General features: G+C 34.7%; 17 protein-coding genes. 2 read left to right on the top strand and 15 right to left on the bottom strand.

Going from position 1 to position 13,922, the window contains the following annotated elements:
* Positions 1 to 115: 115 nt before the first annotated feature.
* From NST14_RS08715 to NST14_RS08650, 14 genes are all read right to left on the bottom strand, one after another.
* A complete protein-coding gene (locus NST14_RS08715) occupies positions 116 to 1,420 on the bottom strand; it encodes a flagellar protein export ATPase FliI (RefSeq protein WP_001064656.1) in 1,305 nt (434 codons plus the stop codon).
* A complete protein-coding gene (locus NST14_RS08710; RefSeq protein WP_229142963.1) occupies positions 1,417 to 2,100 on the bottom strand; it encodes a FliH/SctL family protein in 684 nt (227 codons plus the stop codon). Before NST14_RS08710 ends, NST14_RS08715 begins: the two co-directional genes overlap by 4 nt.
* A complete protein-coding gene (fliG, locus tag NST14_RS08705) occupies positions 2,087 to 3,091 on the bottom strand; it encodes a flagellar motor switch protein FliG (protein WP_000883350.1) in 1,005 nt (334 codons plus the stop codon). Before fliG ends, NST14_RS08710 begins: the two co-directional genes overlap by 14 nt.
* Positions 3,092 to 3,104: 13 nt before the next feature.
* A complete protein-coding gene (locus NST14_RS08700; RefSeq protein WP_163262673.1) occupies positions 3,105 to 4,679 on the bottom strand; it encodes a flagellar M-ring protein FliF C-terminal domain-containing protein in 1,575 nt (524 codons plus the stop codon).
* Positions 4,680 to 4,701: 22 nt separating this feature from the next.
* Positions 4,702 to 5,001, bottom strand: coding sequence for a flagellar hook-basal body complex protein FliE (gene fliE, locus NST14_RS08695; RefSeq protein WP_000701675.1), 300 nt, complete (start codon positions 4,999 to 5,001; stop codon positions 4,702 to 4,704).
* A gap of 17 nt (positions 5,002 to 5,018) precedes the next feature.
* Positions 5,019 to 5,432: a flagellar basal body rod protein FlgC gene (flgC, locus tag NST14_RS08690; RefSeq protein WP_000484677.1), complete on the bottom strand. Its 414-nt coding sequence runs from the start codon at positions 5,430 to 5,432 to the stop codon at positions 5,019 to 5,021.
* A gap of 20 nt (positions 5,433 to 5,452) precedes the next feature.
* Complete coding sequence (gene flgB / locus NST14_RS08685; protein WP_001113117.1) at positions 5,453 to 5,860, bottom strand: flagellar basal body rod protein FlgB; 408 nt, start codon at positions 5,858 to 5,860, stop codon at positions 5,453 to 5,455.
* Between the two features lie 378 nt (positions 5,861 to 6,238).
* Complete coding sequence (locus tag NST14_RS08680; RefSeq protein ID WP_001058066.1) at positions 6,239 to 6,511, bottom strand: hypothetical protein; 273 nt, start codon at positions 6,509 to 6,511, stop codon at positions 6,239 to 6,241.
* On the bottom strand, positions 6,501 to 6,869 hold the full coding sequence (locus tag NST14_RS08675; protein ID WP_001149522.1) for a flagellar export chaperone FliS: 369 nt from the start codon (positions 6,867 to 6,869) through the stop codon (positions 6,501 to 6,503). Before NST14_RS08675 ends, NST14_RS08680 begins: the two co-directional genes overlap by 11 nt.
* Before the next feature lie 22 nt (positions 6,870 to 6,891).
* Positions 6,892 to 8,301 (bottom strand): flagellar hook-associated protein 2, encoded by a 1,410-nt coding sequence (locus NST14_RS08670; protein WP_229142962.1) that lies wholly within the window; start codon positions 8,299 to 8,301, stop codon positions 6,892 to 6,894.
* A 19-nt stretch (positions 8,302 to 8,320) separates the two neighbouring features.
* The gene (locus NST14_RS08665) at positions 8,321 to 9,184 is read right to left on the bottom strand and encodes a flagellar hook-associated protein 3 (protein WP_001266392.1); all 864 of its coding nucleotides are present in this window, start codon (positions 9,182 to 9,184) and stop codon (positions 8,321 to 8,323) included.
* 205 nt (positions 9,185 to 9,389) lie between these two features.
* The gene (gene flgK / locus NST14_RS08660) at positions 9,390 to 10,688 is read right to left on the bottom strand and encodes a flagellar hook-associated protein FlgK (protein ID WP_229142961.1); all 1,299 of its coding nucleotides are present in this window, start codon (positions 10,686 to 10,688) and stop codon (positions 9,390 to 9,392) included.
* A gap of 17 nt (positions 10,689 to 10,705) precedes the next feature.
* Positions 10,706 to 11,158, bottom strand: a complete 453-nt coding sequence (locus NST14_RS08655) for a hypothetical protein (RefSeq protein WP_229142960.1) — start codon at positions 11,156 to 11,158, stop codon at positions 10,706 to 10,708.
* Positions 11,159 to 11,174: 16 nt separating this feature from the next.
* Positions 11,175 to 11,639, bottom strand: a complete 465-nt coding sequence (locus NST14_RS08650; protein ID WP_000946323.1) for a YaaR family protein — start codon at positions 11,637 to 11,639, stop codon at positions 11,175 to 11,177.
* 143 nt (positions 11,640 to 11,782) lie between these two features.
* On the opposite strand from NST14_RS08650, the gene NST14_RS08645 reads away from it, so the two are divergent.
* Both NST14_RS08645 and NST14_RS08640 read left to right on the top strand, forming a co-directional pair.
* The gene (locus NST14_RS08645; RefSeq protein WP_001020115.1) at positions 11,783 to 12,280 is read left to right on the top strand and encodes a flagellar motor switch protein FliG; all 498 of its coding nucleotides are present in this window, start codon (positions 11,783 to 11,785) and stop codon (positions 12,278 to 12,280) included.
* A gap of 39 nt (positions 12,281 to 12,319) precedes the next feature.
* On the top strand, positions 12,320 to 13,102 hold the full coding sequence (locus NST14_RS08640; RefSeq protein WP_000582906.1) for a CheR family methyltransferase: 783 nt from the start codon (positions 12,320 to 12,322) through the stop codon (positions 13,100 to 13,102).
* 84 nt (positions 13,103 to 13,186) lie between these two features.
* On the opposite strand, the gene NST14_RS08635 is transcribed toward NST14_RS08640, so the two are convergent.
* Complete coding sequence (locus NST14_RS08635; RefSeq protein ID WP_048557456.1) at positions 13,187 to 13,903, bottom strand: hypothetical protein; 717 nt, start codon at positions 13,901 to 13,903, stop codon at positions 13,187 to 13,189.
* Positions 13,904 to 13,922 lie beyond the last annotated feature (19 nt).

The raw sequence follows: 13,922 nt of genomic DNA, 5'->3' as shown, positions 1-13,922 counted from the left end.
GTTTTCATAGCCCCTTCCTATTATAACGTTCTCTTTTTCTATTATATAGTTTTTTTCCAAAAAAATCTGTGAAATATTAAAAAACAAAAAAATAAGACCTGCGAAGCGCAAGGTCTTATACTATATGGTGCATTGCTTCAACAATATCGTTAAATTGGAAACTATCAGATCGACCTTGTTTTAAAAACGTATTTATACCTTCTACTTTATTTTTACATTCAAAAATATAAGCATTTTCTGCATTTTCTTGAATCGTTCCTAATTTGAAATACAATTCATTTTCTTTATAAATAGATAAAATTTTTCGCATTTCATTTGCCAGTTGCCAATGAGTTGGCGACACGATTTCTTCCATAATCCGACTTACTGAGTCTAGCACTGAAATAGCAGGATAATGACTGAGCGTTGCAAGTTCACGTTTTAATACAATATGTCCATCTAAAATACCACGTGCTAAATCCGGTACCGGACCGTTTAAATCGTCTCCATCAACGAGTACAGTATAAATACCCGTTATAGCCCCCTTTTTCGTTTTCCCAGATCGCTCTAACAGCTTCTTCATATAACTTTCCATTAAAAGTGTTTTACCACCAATCGGTAACTCTTTAACGGCAATATCAACACTTCTACGCGCGTCAGCAAAACGTGTGACAGAGTCCATCATAAGTAATACGTTATTGCCTTCGTCTCGAAAGTATTCAGCAATAGATGTTGCAAGCTTAGCTGCACGAAGCTGCATAAGGTGACTTTCATCTGACGTCGCTACGACAACGACGCTTTTCCTCATACCTTCCTCGCCTAATTCTTTTCGAATAAAATCTTTTACTTCCCGGCCACGTTCTCCTACTAAACTAATAACGTTAATATCCGCTTTTGCGTTTTTTGCAATCATTCCAAGTAAAGTAGATTTACCAACACCTGACCCAGCAAAAATACCAATCTTTTGACCGATACCTATTGTTAACATAGAATCAATTGATTTTATTCCCGTTTCAAATACTTCAGTAATCTCTTCACGTTCAAATGCATGAATCGGCGGAGCATCTAATTTTATTTTTTGTAATGGAATGTTTTCAGCATTCTCATTTAACACTTCACCATTTGCACTTAACACTTTTCCAAGTAAATGATTGCCACGAGGTACAGCAACATCTTCTGCAATTAATGTAACTGAATCTCCGTAACATACTCTTTCTGTTTGTTCAAATGGAAGTAACATATTGTTTTCTTTCTCAATCGCAATTACTTCACATAAAACATTATGTTCCCCAACGAAGCAAACATCTCCAATTTTTGCTTTCGGTCCTTTCGCTACGAAAAACTGTTCTTGTACACTATGAACTTTACCGACTTTCGTATAGAACGGCGTTTCAATAAACGTATTCCATTTACTATGTTCGATTATGAGCTGGTTGTTCATATATTTTGCTCCTCAAATAATTTCTCTTCTTCCCATTTTTGACGAAGTTTCGCAAATATAGGTGCAAATTTAAATTCAAAGAACTCTTTCTCTTCTTCCAGAACAAATTCACCAAACTGTAAGGAAAAATCATATTTCCATTCTACTAATTGTAGTAGCCAATACTCTTTCGTATTTTCCTTCTCTTCTTGAATACGTTCAAATGTTTCTGGATGTACTGTAATGACTAGTTTTTCAAACGAAGTAGGCAACGTTTGAACAATGCCATTTAAAATAGGTAATACATCAAGTAATCGCGAATCTACTGCTTGGTTCACAATTTTTTCTGCTAGTTGGAAAGATTGATCCCATAATAATTCTGTCCATTCGTATGCTGTTTCTTGTTGCTCTTTTTGAAACTGCTGACGTGCCGATTCTATTTCTTTCATCTGCTGCTGAACGTGCATTTGAAATTGTTCTTGATCATGTACTAACTGCTGACGCTCTCGTTCTAATATTTGCTGCTCTTGCCTTAGCTGATTTAGTTCAACATGTAACGATTGTTGTTGCGCAAGAAGTTCTTCATGATCTACTTGTATTTCTTCTACGTGAACTGGTATTGGTTTTGGAAATTGTAATTCATACGTTTCTTCAGAAAAAGAAACAGAATTCTTCGGAATTCTGTTTTTAAATAAGGACATCATCTTCACCTCTTTGAACGATAATTCTTCCTTCTTTCTCTAACTTTTTCACCGTACCTGTAATCATTTGCTGCGCTTTCTCAGCATCTGTCATCTTAAGTGGTCCTAAGCCATCTAATTCTTCCAGAATCATCTCTTTACGGTTTGAAGACATACATGTAAATAATTTCTCTTTAATTTCTTCTTTTGCAATTTTAAGCGCTTTTGCAATGACACCGTTATCTGTAATTTCCTCTAACACACGGCGAAGCGCAAGATCTTCAAGACCAAGTAAGTCTTCAAAGACAAACATATTTTCTTTAATTCTCTCAGATAACTCATAATCAACTTCATCCAGCTTTTGAAAGACTGTTTTTTCAACGCCTCGTGAAACATTATTTAAAATGTTCACAATTGTTTTTAAGCCGTCTGTTTTATTGATTGCACTAAACGCCATATTATTTAATTTCGCTTTTAATAGCTCACCAATTTGATTAATGAGTTCACCGTCAACTTGTTCTAGTTTCGCAATACCCATTACCGTTTCTACTCGCTTATGATCTGGCAATCTCTCAATTAATTGAGAAGCAAGTTGCGGTTTAATGTAAGAAGCGATAATTGCAATTGTTTGTGGTGATTCATCATTAAGCACTGTAAGAAGTGGCTCTAAATCTGTAAGTGAATTTAAGAATTCAAATGGATTATCTTTGTTGTACCAAAGGTCTTCCAATAATTTTTCAAGCTCGTCTTCTGGCATATTTTTAAATATGCGACGAATGTACTCTTTATCTGGAGTGACTAAGTTCAATTCTTTTACATTTAGTTCATATAAGAACTCCCCTAGCACATTCTCTAACGTTTCTGGTTTATATACACGAAACTTCGCGATTTCACGAAGCAACACTTCTTTTTCCTCAGCCGTCATATATTCAATGACTTTTGCTGCCACCTCTTCATCTAATGTACGAATGAGAATGGCAGCTTTTTCTTTGGAGGAGATTTCATCTAACATCGTTGTTCCTCCCTTACTGTCCGTTTAACCATTTTTTAATTACTTTTGCAGTACCTTCTACATGTTCTTTCGTAGCATCCTGCACTTGTTCATCTAACGTTGGTTCTTTCGGTTGTTCTGGCTCAGGTTTTGGCTCTGGTACTATTTTCTCTTCCGGAATTTCCATAATACTTTCACTACTTGCAGCAACTTCCTCTTCTGCTAAGTATTCTTCATATTCCTCTTCTTCTTTCTTTCTCTTACGTCTAGCTAAGAAGAACCATATTAGACCAAAGAGCGCTAATAAGCCACCTGTAATACCACCGATTAACCACCAGTTTATACCACTTTCTTCTGGTTCTTTCTTCTTCTCTTCTTTCGGCTGATCAAACTGAACAGTTACAACGTTAACTTGACCATTTGTAAAGTTCCCATTTGGATCAGCTTGAAGTCCAGCTGCTGTACCAATCGCTTCTTTGAAAGTCGTCATATCAATTCTTCGTTTTACTAACGTATCATTATCCACCCATACAACAACATTTGTTTTCGTTAACTCTGGGTGTTTCTTAATCGTTTCAACTGTTTTATCTATTTCATAGTTTTCGATTTTGTTACCGTTTTTATTATCGTAGACGATTTTGCCATTTTGATTATTGTTCGTACCGTAGTTCGGCACTTCGCCGTTCGCTGTAATACCAGCACCTTGCTTCGTATCTGCACCTTCTTGCGCAGTAGAGCTTTCCTCTTGCTCTTGTTTACTACGAAGCACACCTTTATCCCCATATTTTTCAGATTGACGTGTAACTTCATCGTAGTTTACAGATACTTTCGTATTCACTTTATATTCATTCGGCTTAAACATCGTCATTAATGTTGCATCGATATCTTGCTTTAATTTACCTTCAATTTGGTGTTGCATCTCTACTTCTTTCTCATAAGAAGAGGAACTAGTAGCATGCGCTTCATCTGCCCCTTTTGAGATAACACCTTTTTTGCTATCAATAACACTTACTTCTTCTGCTTTTACACCAGGAACTGCTGCACTGATCATTTGCTGTACACCCGCAACTTGATCAGCCGTTAATAGTTGACCACGCTTTACACCAACCGTAATTGCGGCTGTTCCTTTTGCTTTTTCTTCATCAAAAATTGTTTCTTTTTCAGGTAATGTAATTTGAACATTTGCCGTTTCAACTGTCGCAAAGTTTCTTACAATGTCTTGCTCTAATTGCTTTTTCGTACCGACAATTTGCTTCATTTTTTTATCTTGCTCACTTGAACCGAGCGAGCTTTCTAATAAAATTTCCTCACCGCTTTTTGAGTTAAACGGTAAGCCCATTCCATTCATTTCTTTTCGAACCCATGGAGCATCATTTTTTTGCACACGAATCGAACCATCGGTTGCTAATTGGTAATCGACACCTAGCTTCGATAATTCTGCTGTAATCTCTTGCTTGTCTGCATCATTTAAATTTTGATATACAACAACATATTTATCTGGCAAGGTGAAGTATAAAAGTGCTCCTGTTACAATTGCTAAAAGCGCAGCACCAATGACTAACTTATGCCACGTTTTTAACGATTGGAAAACATTTTTTAACTTTTCCATTTAAACACACCCGTCCATTTTCCTAAATTTGCATATTAATTAGTGACTTATAATTTTCAATAAGATTATCACGTACAAGAGCAGCCGTTTTCATTTGAGACTCAGCTTTCTTTTGCTGAATTAAAACGTCATGTGTTTCTCCTACTCCTTTTGTTAGTAAATCATATACCGCTGTTTGCGCATTATTTTGCGTTTGATTCATATCTTCCAATAAATCGATAAACTTCTTCCCCTCGACTACAGATGTTTGTGTATTTTTCGGTACACCAATTGACTGAATCGCGCCAAATGGTTGTGTATGTAACATTGGTTGGATTTTCATCTTCCCATATTCCCCCTTTATCCTCGGCCGATTTCTAAATCTTTATCCAGCATTTTTTTATTCGCATTTAATACACTTGTATTTGCTTCATACATTTTTTGAGCAACCATTACATTCGTCATTTCAGCAGTCACATCAACATTCGGATAACGTACATATCCTTCTTCATTTGCATGCGGATGCGTCGGATCATACACTAAGTTTTCAGTTTTGTCTGCCTCAATACTTTTTATTTTCACCCCGTTAGTCGGTGCACTGTCTAACATATTCGCAAAACTATTATTTGATTCAAGCACTACACTACGGCGCTCATACAAATCTGCCCCCGGAGCTGCCGTTGTATTTGCATTTACAATATTATTTGAAGTAACTTCCATCCATTTTCTCGCTGTTGTTAGCCCTGATCCACTTGCATTAATTGCCTGAAACATCGTTGTCTCTCCTTCTACTATTAACGTCCGCGAGCTGCTTGGTTAATTGCATATTGTGTATTAATTGCATTAATTGAGATCCCATACAATTGGTTTGCTTTCATTAAATCTAGCATTTCTGTCGTTACATCCACACTATTTCCATCTTTATTCGTTTGCATTGACTTCGTTTGAATCTTTGCATATGTATTTTTCGCATTTACTGTCGGTAAGTGCATTTCATTCGTTTGATATAAATCTGCATTAGTTTTTAAATCCGCAGTATTACTCTTATATAATGCACTACTTTTATTCATTTGCTCAGCAAATGTAACGTCTTGTGCTTTATAGCCAGGTGTATTCGCATTTGCAATATTACTAGAAACAGCATTTCGTTTCGTCACTAAATAATTCATATAATGGCTTACATCAGTTACTAAATCTGGCATACTCCACACCCTTCCTTTTTAACTTATCATTTTGGCATAATAATCCACTGATGGAAGTTTCACTTCATTATTTAATTTCTTATATGTATTTATTAAAATATTAACTATTATGTACCCTTACATATTTTATTCCATTTTTACATTGTTGTCTTTAGAAAAATACAAAAATATAAAAAAGAATACAAAAAAGCTGTATACGCGTAGTAATCTATATACTATTTGAACATATTTACGACTAGCTGTAGATTATTTTTATATTATTTAGATTACTTCTATTTTTTACAGTCATAAAATGAAACCTCAATCAGCGGAACTCTTTATTTACATGAAGGAATGGCCCCCCTTGTAATAAGGGGGATCCGTTTCCACACTTTATAATTAATATTTACCGTAAAATGAATTGGCTTTCATTCGCCCATCATTTGTCATAATCATTTCTTCCAAAATCTTTTGCTTATCTCGAATATGCTGTGCTGCCTTAATAATAAATGGACTTACTTCTGCCGCAACTTGTGCGCGCGTTTCTTCATCCAATGTCATCATCCAGCGATTTAACATCGCGCTCTTCTCAGCAAACTCTTCATCTGACACTTGCAATTCACCGATTTCATTAAAACAGCCGACAAATGCTCGATAAATATCATTGTTCATTTTCAAGCGCTCCGCGATAACCGTCTATTAAATCTTGTAACACTTTCACAATTGCATCAATATCTTTCGCTTCACGTGTTACTTTCATCGTTTGAATTTGAACACTTATCCAATCATATAAACCATAAAGACTATCATATAAATCTTTCGTAATCTCAGGGTTTAATTGAAGCTTTAATTCTTCAAAAATACGTTCTAACTTCTCAAGAAGCGCATCTCCCTCTTGTAGTTTAAAAGTATGTAAAAGCTCTTCTAAATTACGAAACTCTACAATGCATCTTTCATAAATAAAAATTGTATTTTTAATCGGATTACTCGTCATAATATCATTTTGCATATAACGTTGCCATGCTTGCATACGATCACTTCCTCAACTTTCATTAATCATCACTTTTTTGTTTTGTCATTGCTTTAATTGTTTTTAATTGGCTATCTAGCGCCGCTAATGTACTTTCTAGTTTTTGATACTTCTTCACAATTTCATCTTGTTTTTGCAAGTTTTGTGCTTCAATATCTTTAATCTTTTTATCTAAATCACTTACACGTGAATCAATACTTTTTACTCGTTCTCCTACTACACCTTTATCACCAAATAATTTTTCAAGTGGTTCTTCCATCATTTTCCCTAATCCGTTAGAACTAAAGAAAAATTGCTTCGCTGCATCCGGCTTCTCTTTTAACGCTTTCGTTAATGCTTCATCATTAACTTCCATCGTTCCATCTTGCTTTAATTGAATACCAAATGAGAATAAGTAATTACCATCTTGAGAAAATGTTACGACGCTATTCATCGCTTGGCGTACACTTTGCATAATAGCTTGACCTTGGAACGCCCCGCCTTTACCAGCAAAGATATCTACTGTAGAAACAGCTTTATTATAATCCGCAACCATTTTTTTAATAACATTTGATGCGTCTGTTACGTTTGAGTCACTTACTGTAAACTTCAGCTCTATCCCTTTTGCTTGTGCCTCTGTTGTCTTTGGATCAACCTCTGTACTTTCTCCGTCCGGATTTTCTACTGGCTTTTCCTCTACTTTTTGCTCAGTTACTTTTAATAATTCAATTTTCACACCTGGAAGGGCTTCAACTGTATTGGTGGAGCTGCTACCTGTAATACCATTAATCGTATATTCAGCATTTTGCGCTTCATTGATTATATGGATCGCTGCACCCTTCTCATTAGCTAACCCTATATCTTGAAAAAATTTAGATGTGTTCCCCTCAAAATTAATCACTCCATCTTTTCCTTCTTTTTTTGAGGTCATAAAAATTTTATTTCCAAGTGTGTAAGCTGATACACCATAATCTCCATCATTAATTTTATTAATTAAATCCTTATATGTCATATCAGATGTTATTTTTAGTTCTTTATTACCTAGTTTTAATGTTTCATCTCTATTAAGCTTTGCATCTATATCTTTAATTTCATCAGAAGCTATTTGATGGCGCTGCGCAAGCTGTGTAATCTTCATATTAAAAGTTCCCGCAATAGCTCCACCATCAGCTTTGACATTAATATAACCGTCTTGTGATGTTGTTACCTTTTTCTCATTCCCTTTAAAAGCCGCTAAATTTTTAAATGTTTGCGTGAAAGAACTGAATTCCGATTTTAAACTTGTATATAAAAGTTTATCTTGTGAAAGGCTATTCTTTTCAGTTGTATACGGTGTTTTTCTCATATCTAACGCATTCATTTCTAATTCAACGAAGTTAGAAGTATCGATCATGTTATTTCCGAGATTCCAAATCTGTTGTCTACCGCCAATACCTGTTATCGTTCCTGCCATATTTCTCACTCCTTATTCTTTACATGTAGTCTAAAATACTCGTTTTACTCATCGTGCTAACCGCTTTAAGCGTCGCTTCATACGTCGCGTTAATATACGCCAAGTCAGAAATTGCTACCGCTAAATCAACATCTTCAATTTCTTTACGATTTTCTTGAAGTGCTAGATTTTGCTCGCTTAAAATTGTCTTAAACGTCTCTACAGTGTTCATCGTTGCTCCCACTTCTGTTGTACGGTTAATAACACTATCCAAGTTTTTCTTATTTTCCGTTAAAATCGGTTGCAGCGCCTTTTGATCACCACTTTGCATCGCATCTTTCATCTTTACTAACGTTTGAATAACAGGAGTTAGTAAGTTCTCGCCATTACGAAAAGCTTTAATTTCATAACCGTCATTTAGCTTCCACATTACATCTTTTTCGCCACCTTGGTATGTCCCATCATCTGCAAATGGAGGTTTCTCTGCACTATTTCCACCAAAAAGATAACGACCTTGTTCTTTCGTATTCGCTAAATATACAACTTGTTTTAAAATTTGATCGATTTCGGCACCGATTGCCTTTAATTCTTTTTCACCATTTGGTCCATTTAATGCTTGTATTGTTAATTGATCCGCTCTCGTTAATGATTTCACAATGCCTGACAATGTATTTTCTGTCTGACTTAACACGTTTTTAGAATCCGCTATATCTTTTTGCATTTGTTCAATATTCGCCAACGAATGTTGAATTGCAAATGATTTACTTGCTGCAAGTGGATCTTCACTCATAAGAAGATTTTTCTTCCCTGAAGTTACTTGATTTCGATGATATTGCTGTTGGGCATTCAAATCCATTAACTGATTCTTTGCCCAGTTTGCATTTTGAAATGTAGATACTCTCATTTCTATCTCCTCCTTTATCTATTGAAAATTGATTGGAAGGTGCAACCGGAACTATTTCCGGCTTTCCTCCATTCTTCCTTATCCGGCAACCGCCCTGTATCTCTGGTCTCACACCGATAGGTCCTCTATTAGGCACTGACCGCTTCTACACTCCACTGGCTCTCTCTTTAAACATAAAAGAAAAGATCTTCGCTTTTGTCACTCATTATCTAATAATTGAAAACAGACTATCAAACACTTCATTCATCGTTGTAATAGCTTTAGAATTCGCAACGAAGTATTTTTGGAAGGCCATTAAATTAACCATTTCTTCTTCCATATTCACGCCTTCGATACTCATCTTTTCTTGCTGAATACCTTCTAGTAAGTCTCCATGAATTTTTTGATAACCGTTCACTTCACTTTTATCAGATGCTACCTTCACTATGAATTGGTCTAATGCTTTTTTATATGAAAGACCATCTTTATAATCTTCATCTGTAATGCCTGCCAATTTATTTGCAGTTTCAGCAGATATTTTCATTTTCGAAAAATCATTCGCAAATTCTGGATTTAATTTCAACTCTTTCGCATAATCTCCAACGAAGAAGTCTTTTCCCATCACTGTATTTACTTGATTTTTCACTGAACTCATTAACTCTTCAAGATTTTTCTTATAACTAGCAATCTGCCCTTTCGTATCGATTGCAGATTTTATTGCCCCACTAGTTATAGGAATTTCCGAACCGTAAATTTCAACAGACATAGGTTCTTTCGTTTTATTTAGTTGCAGCGGATATGTATCTTGTCCATTCACTGTTAAAACGCCATTCATTCTAACACTTGCGATATTAGGATTCATAGATTCATAAGATACTTCTATATTGGCATACTTAGACATTTCTGTAACGATACGGTCACGTTCGTCTAAAAGTTGATTTGGCACTTGTGTACCAGCTTGTCCAATTTTTTTATTCGCTTCTGCTAGACTGTCAGCAAGACGATTAAATTCATTGACATGCGCTTCAATATCTTCTGTCGTCTGCGCTTCTACTGAATCTAAATTTTTCGCAAGTTTATTTACCTGACTTGTAAACTTCCCAGTTTCAGAAATTAGCGTATCATAATAGTTTGATTGATCTGGATTTTTCGCCACTTCTCGAAAAGCATTAAAGAATCCATCCATTAAACTAGATAGTGAATTTTTACCTGTCGTTCCTACCATAGACTCTACTCGTGATAAAACCGAGTTCTTATAATTATAGTAAGAGAGCTGAGATAATTGGTCGTTAAACTGTTTCGTCTTCACTTCATCTGTAATACGATCAACACTTAACGTTTGTACACCATAACCAATTCTCTGTTCTGGTGTATGACCATTGCTCGCTCCAACAGATCCGTAATTCACCATTTGGCGCACATAGCCAGGTGTATGAATGTTTGATAAGTTTTGTTTCGTCGTTTGTAATCCCATTTGGGCCGCTAACATACCCGATAACGGGGTATTGTAATCAGATAATCTCATAATGCTTCACTTCCCCTTTACAATAGTTCGTTCATAAAGATTTGCGAATTATTGTTTCGTTCTAAGTTATATTCAGAAACTGAATCCACAATACTTTCTGTAGTTTTTAATAGTACGTTTAAGTAATATTGATTTTTCAAAAGAAGCATTTTTACATTTTCTTCTAATCCAATTAAGTTTTTTTGTAATTTTTCCATTTTCTCAATTTCTTCTTGAGAAAAATGCGAAAATAACGCACTTACGCGAAATGATTCCACTCCCTGTTCTTTACAAAACTGAACAACCATTTCTTCAAATGATCTCGATAATTGTTTTAAACCTTCAATGTACTGCAATTGCTCTACTTGTAACTTTTGAACTGCATTTACATTTTTATTTTTTAAATTCTCATATATTTGTTCTCCAAGCGTTTGAATGTTTTCATATGCTTTTTGAATAATAACGAGCTTTTCATATAATTGTATATACATATAGCTTCCTTCCCTTTTACAAGACTAAATTTACAATTAAACCGTGGATTTCTCCAATTTGATTTAACATTTCTAAATGTCCCGTTTTTGTATTAATTAAGTTCATAACATCTTCTAACTCATTCAATCCCATTTCCGCCTGCTTTACAATCGTCATTTTCTGTGAATAGCCATAACGCGGATGACGAGACATGACATCTTTATATTGCAATACATTATCAACGTAAAAATTCAAAAATGATTTTACTGTATTTTTGTATTCCATTACGTTATCAAGTGTTAATTCCATTTCGATTTTTTCTTTAATTTCTCCAATATTATCAACAAACGCTTCCATTTGTTCTAACAACTTATCTTTTTTCGGATCTGCATGCAAATTATCCGAAAATGCAAGTCCAGTCCTGACATTTGCTTCTTTCGGCATTTGAGTAGCAGGCGGTATATGCGATAAGATTGGATTATGCGAGATTGAACGCAGCATATATATCACCTATTTATTTTTTTATTTCTTCCAAAAGTTAATCGTAAAATCTAGTTATTTATAATTATACTCTGAACACTAATATTTTGCAGTTATTTTTTATAGAAGATATGTTACAATTTAGCATGAGGTGGCACAATTCTATGAATATTTTTCTTTGTGGTTCAAATCAATTAACAGCATTAGATCAAGAAGAAATTAAAAAATTTTTAACTGACTATGCTCACAAACATAAAATTTACATATTATGTTATAAATCTATTGAAAATGAGGTACTTCGTTTTTTCGTTGAAAACGAAAGGCTCGCTCAAAATTTATGCCTTTACACGCTCCAACCGTTACAAGCAGTAACAGATGAATTCCAAGAAATCGTAGATTATTTAAAATCACACGGAGCCGAGTATGTTGCTTTTGATCATCCTTCCGACTCTATTTATCGATCTGATTATATGTTTTTTGTGAAACAAATTATTGAAGATACCGATTTAGTTCTCTGTTTTTATAACGGAGACAAACATACATCTGTCATTCCCGTTGACATTGCAAAAGAAGCTGGGATTGATGCTGTCATTTATGATTTACCAGGTTTACATGAAAAACAAATGAAAAAAAGCTTTGAACAAAAAATTCGTATGATGTAAAGGGGGCGGCACAATATCGTTATTGTGCCCATTGTAAATATGATAATTGAACAAGATTATGATCATTTTATCACGAGTTTTAAACAACAATTCAATATGGATATCGCTTCGTATAAACAAGATAGGATGCGCCGTAGAATCGATGCTTTTATTTCAAGAAAAGGCTTTGAAAACTATACTACATTTTTAAGTACTTTACGTGTTGATCAAAACTTATTTTTAAGTTTTATTGACTATATTACAATTAACGTTTCAGAGTTTTTTAGAAATAAAGAACGTTGGCAAACGTTAGAATCGAAAGCACTGCCAAAATTACTCGAACAAAATAACGGAAAATTAAAAGTATGGAGTGCCGCTTGCGCTGCTGGTGAAGAACCATATACACTCTCTTTAATTTTATCGAAACATCTCTCTCCATTTCGCTATGAAATACTAGCAACGGATCTTGATTTTCATATTTTAGAGAGTGCAAAACGTGGTCAATATACGGAACGTTCTTTGAAAGAATTACCTAGCGATTTGAAAGAACGTCATTTCACAAAAGAAGATGATATATATTCATTACATCAAAATATTAAACAACACGTCACGTTCAAACAGCATGACCTATTAATGCAATCGTTCGATACAAATTACGATTTAATTGTTTGTCGTAATGTAATGATCTATTTCACAGAAGAAGCAAGAGTCAAGCTGTATGAAAAGTTTAGCCGTTCTTTACGAAAAGGCGGTGTGCTATTTGTCGGTAGCACAGAGCAAATTTTAACACCTGAACGATTCAATCTTCAGCGTTTTGATACATTCTTTTATGAAAAAATATAGAAAAAAGCAGGATTATTGCACCCTGCTTTTTTTGTATTTATTTACTAAAATCATAACAAAGAATTGCGTGATTCCGTTCATTTTTTATATAACTCGAATTAAAATAATACAAGCAACCCATATAAAGAGAAAAAGAAACGTCATAGACCATTTATGTTCTTGCACCGTTTGTTTCAATGCCTGTGATAATTGTGTCATATTCATTTCTGCAAGTGCTCTCCATACACTTGCATCCCGCTCTTTAGCTGTGCGATCCGTGACGCTAATTAAAATGGTTTCGTTAGACAATTTCGTGATATACGCAGTAATAACCGTTACCATTAAATTTATATTTCCTTCTGACGAGTCACTCTCCACGCTAGAGAGGAGTGCACTTACATCTAATAACGGAATGTGTACCTTTCTACCAAATGATAGTTGTACTTCAGCGAAATCATACGTTCCATCTAATAAAGGCAGTTCTTTTATATGCGCCTGTTTCACAAGCCCTTGTAAGCTTCTCATTACTTGTTCAAATATTTTATCTGTTTGCTTTCCTTCTCCAGATAATGTATGTAACTTTTTAAAGAGTTGTAATACTGTATCCATCTCTTTAGAAAGCATTTCCTTCATAACCTTTCCATCACCTAAACTCGCAAGTAAAATCCCTATTTCGTTATTTTTCGAAATAATTTTAGACTGTCCAGTAAACACTAGATTACTATACTTTCGTTCTTTCTGGATTTCATGTTCTGAAATAGCTGCAGGCTGTTTTAATGGTTGTAGCGTCTTATTTTCAATTGTCGTACGTTTAATTTCCATTTAAGCGCCTCCACTATGA

Origin of the sequence: Bacillus sp. FSL W8-0519, from assembly GCF_038005585.1 — a bacterium.
Lineage (GTDB): Bacteria > Bacillota > Bacilli > Bacillales > Bacillaceae_G > Bacillus_A > Bacillus_A paranthracis.
This window is presented reverse-complemented; position numbering and strand designations above follow the sequence as displayed.

Bases quoted from the DNA above. Each gene is read 5' to 3' on its own strand.
- NST14_RS08715 (WP_001064656.1), bottom strand. From the start codon at position 1,420: ATGAACAACCAGCTCATAATCGAACATAGTAAATGGAATACGTTTATT.
- NST14_RS08710 (WP_229142963.1), bottom strand. From the start codon at position 2,100: ATGTCCTTATTTAAAAACAGAATTCCGAAGAATTCTGTTTCTTTTTCT.
- fliG (WP_000883350.1), bottom strand. From the start codon at position 3,091: ATGTTAGATGAAATCTCCTCCAAAGAAAAAGCTGCCATTCTCATTCGT.
- NST14_RS08700 (WP_163262673.1), bottom strand. From the start codon at position 4,679: ATGGAAAAGTTAAAAAATGTTTTCCAATCGTTAAAAACGTGGCATAAG.
- fliE (WP_000701675.1), bottom strand. From the start codon at position 5,001: ATGAAAATCCAACCAATGTTACATACACAACCATTTGGCGCGATTCAG.
- flgC (WP_000484677.1), bottom strand. From the start codon at position 5,432: ATGTTTCAGGCAATTAATGCAAGTGGATCAGGGCTAACAACAGCGAGA.
- flgB (WP_001113117.1), bottom strand. From the start codon at position 5,860: ATGCCAGATTTAGTAACTGATGTAAGCCATTATATGAATTATTTAGTG.
- NST14_RS08680 (WP_001058066.1), bottom strand. From the start codon at position 6,511: ATGAACAATGATATTTATCGAGCATTTGTCGGCTGTTTTAATGAAATC.
- NST14_RS08675 (WP_001149522.1), bottom strand. From the start codon at position 6,869: ATGCAAGCATGGCAACGTTATATGCAAAATGATATTATGACGAGTAAT.
- NST14_RS08670 (WP_229142962.1), bottom strand. From the start codon at position 8,301: ATGGCAGGAACGATAACAGGTATTGGCGGTAGACAACAGATTTGGAAT.
- NST14_RS08665 (WP_001266392.1), bottom strand. From the start codon at position 9,184: ATGAGAGTATCTACATTTCAAAATGCAAACTGGGCAAAGAATCAGTTA.
- flgK (WP_229142961.1), bottom strand. From the start codon at position 10,688: ATGAGATTATCTGATTACAATACCCCGTTATCGGGTATGTTAGCGGCC.
- NST14_RS08655 (WP_229142960.1), bottom strand. From the start codon at position 11,158: ATGTATATACAATTATATGAAAAGCTCGTTATTATTCAAAAAGCATAT.
- NST14_RS08650 (WP_000946323.1), bottom strand. From the start codon at position 11,639: ATGCTGCGTTCAATCTCGCATAATCCAATCTTATCGCATATACCGCCT.
- NST14_RS08645 (WP_001020115.1), top strand. From the start codon at position 11,783: ATGAATATTTTTCTTTGTGGTTCAAATCAATTAACAGCATTAGATCAA.
- NST14_RS08640 (WP_000582906.1), top strand. From the start codon at position 12,320: ATGATAATTGAACAAGATTATGATCATTTTATCACGAGTTTTAAACAA.
- NST14_RS08635 (WP_048557456.1), bottom strand. From the start codon at position 13,903: ATGGAAATTAAACGTACGACAATTGAAAATAAGACGCTACAACCATTA.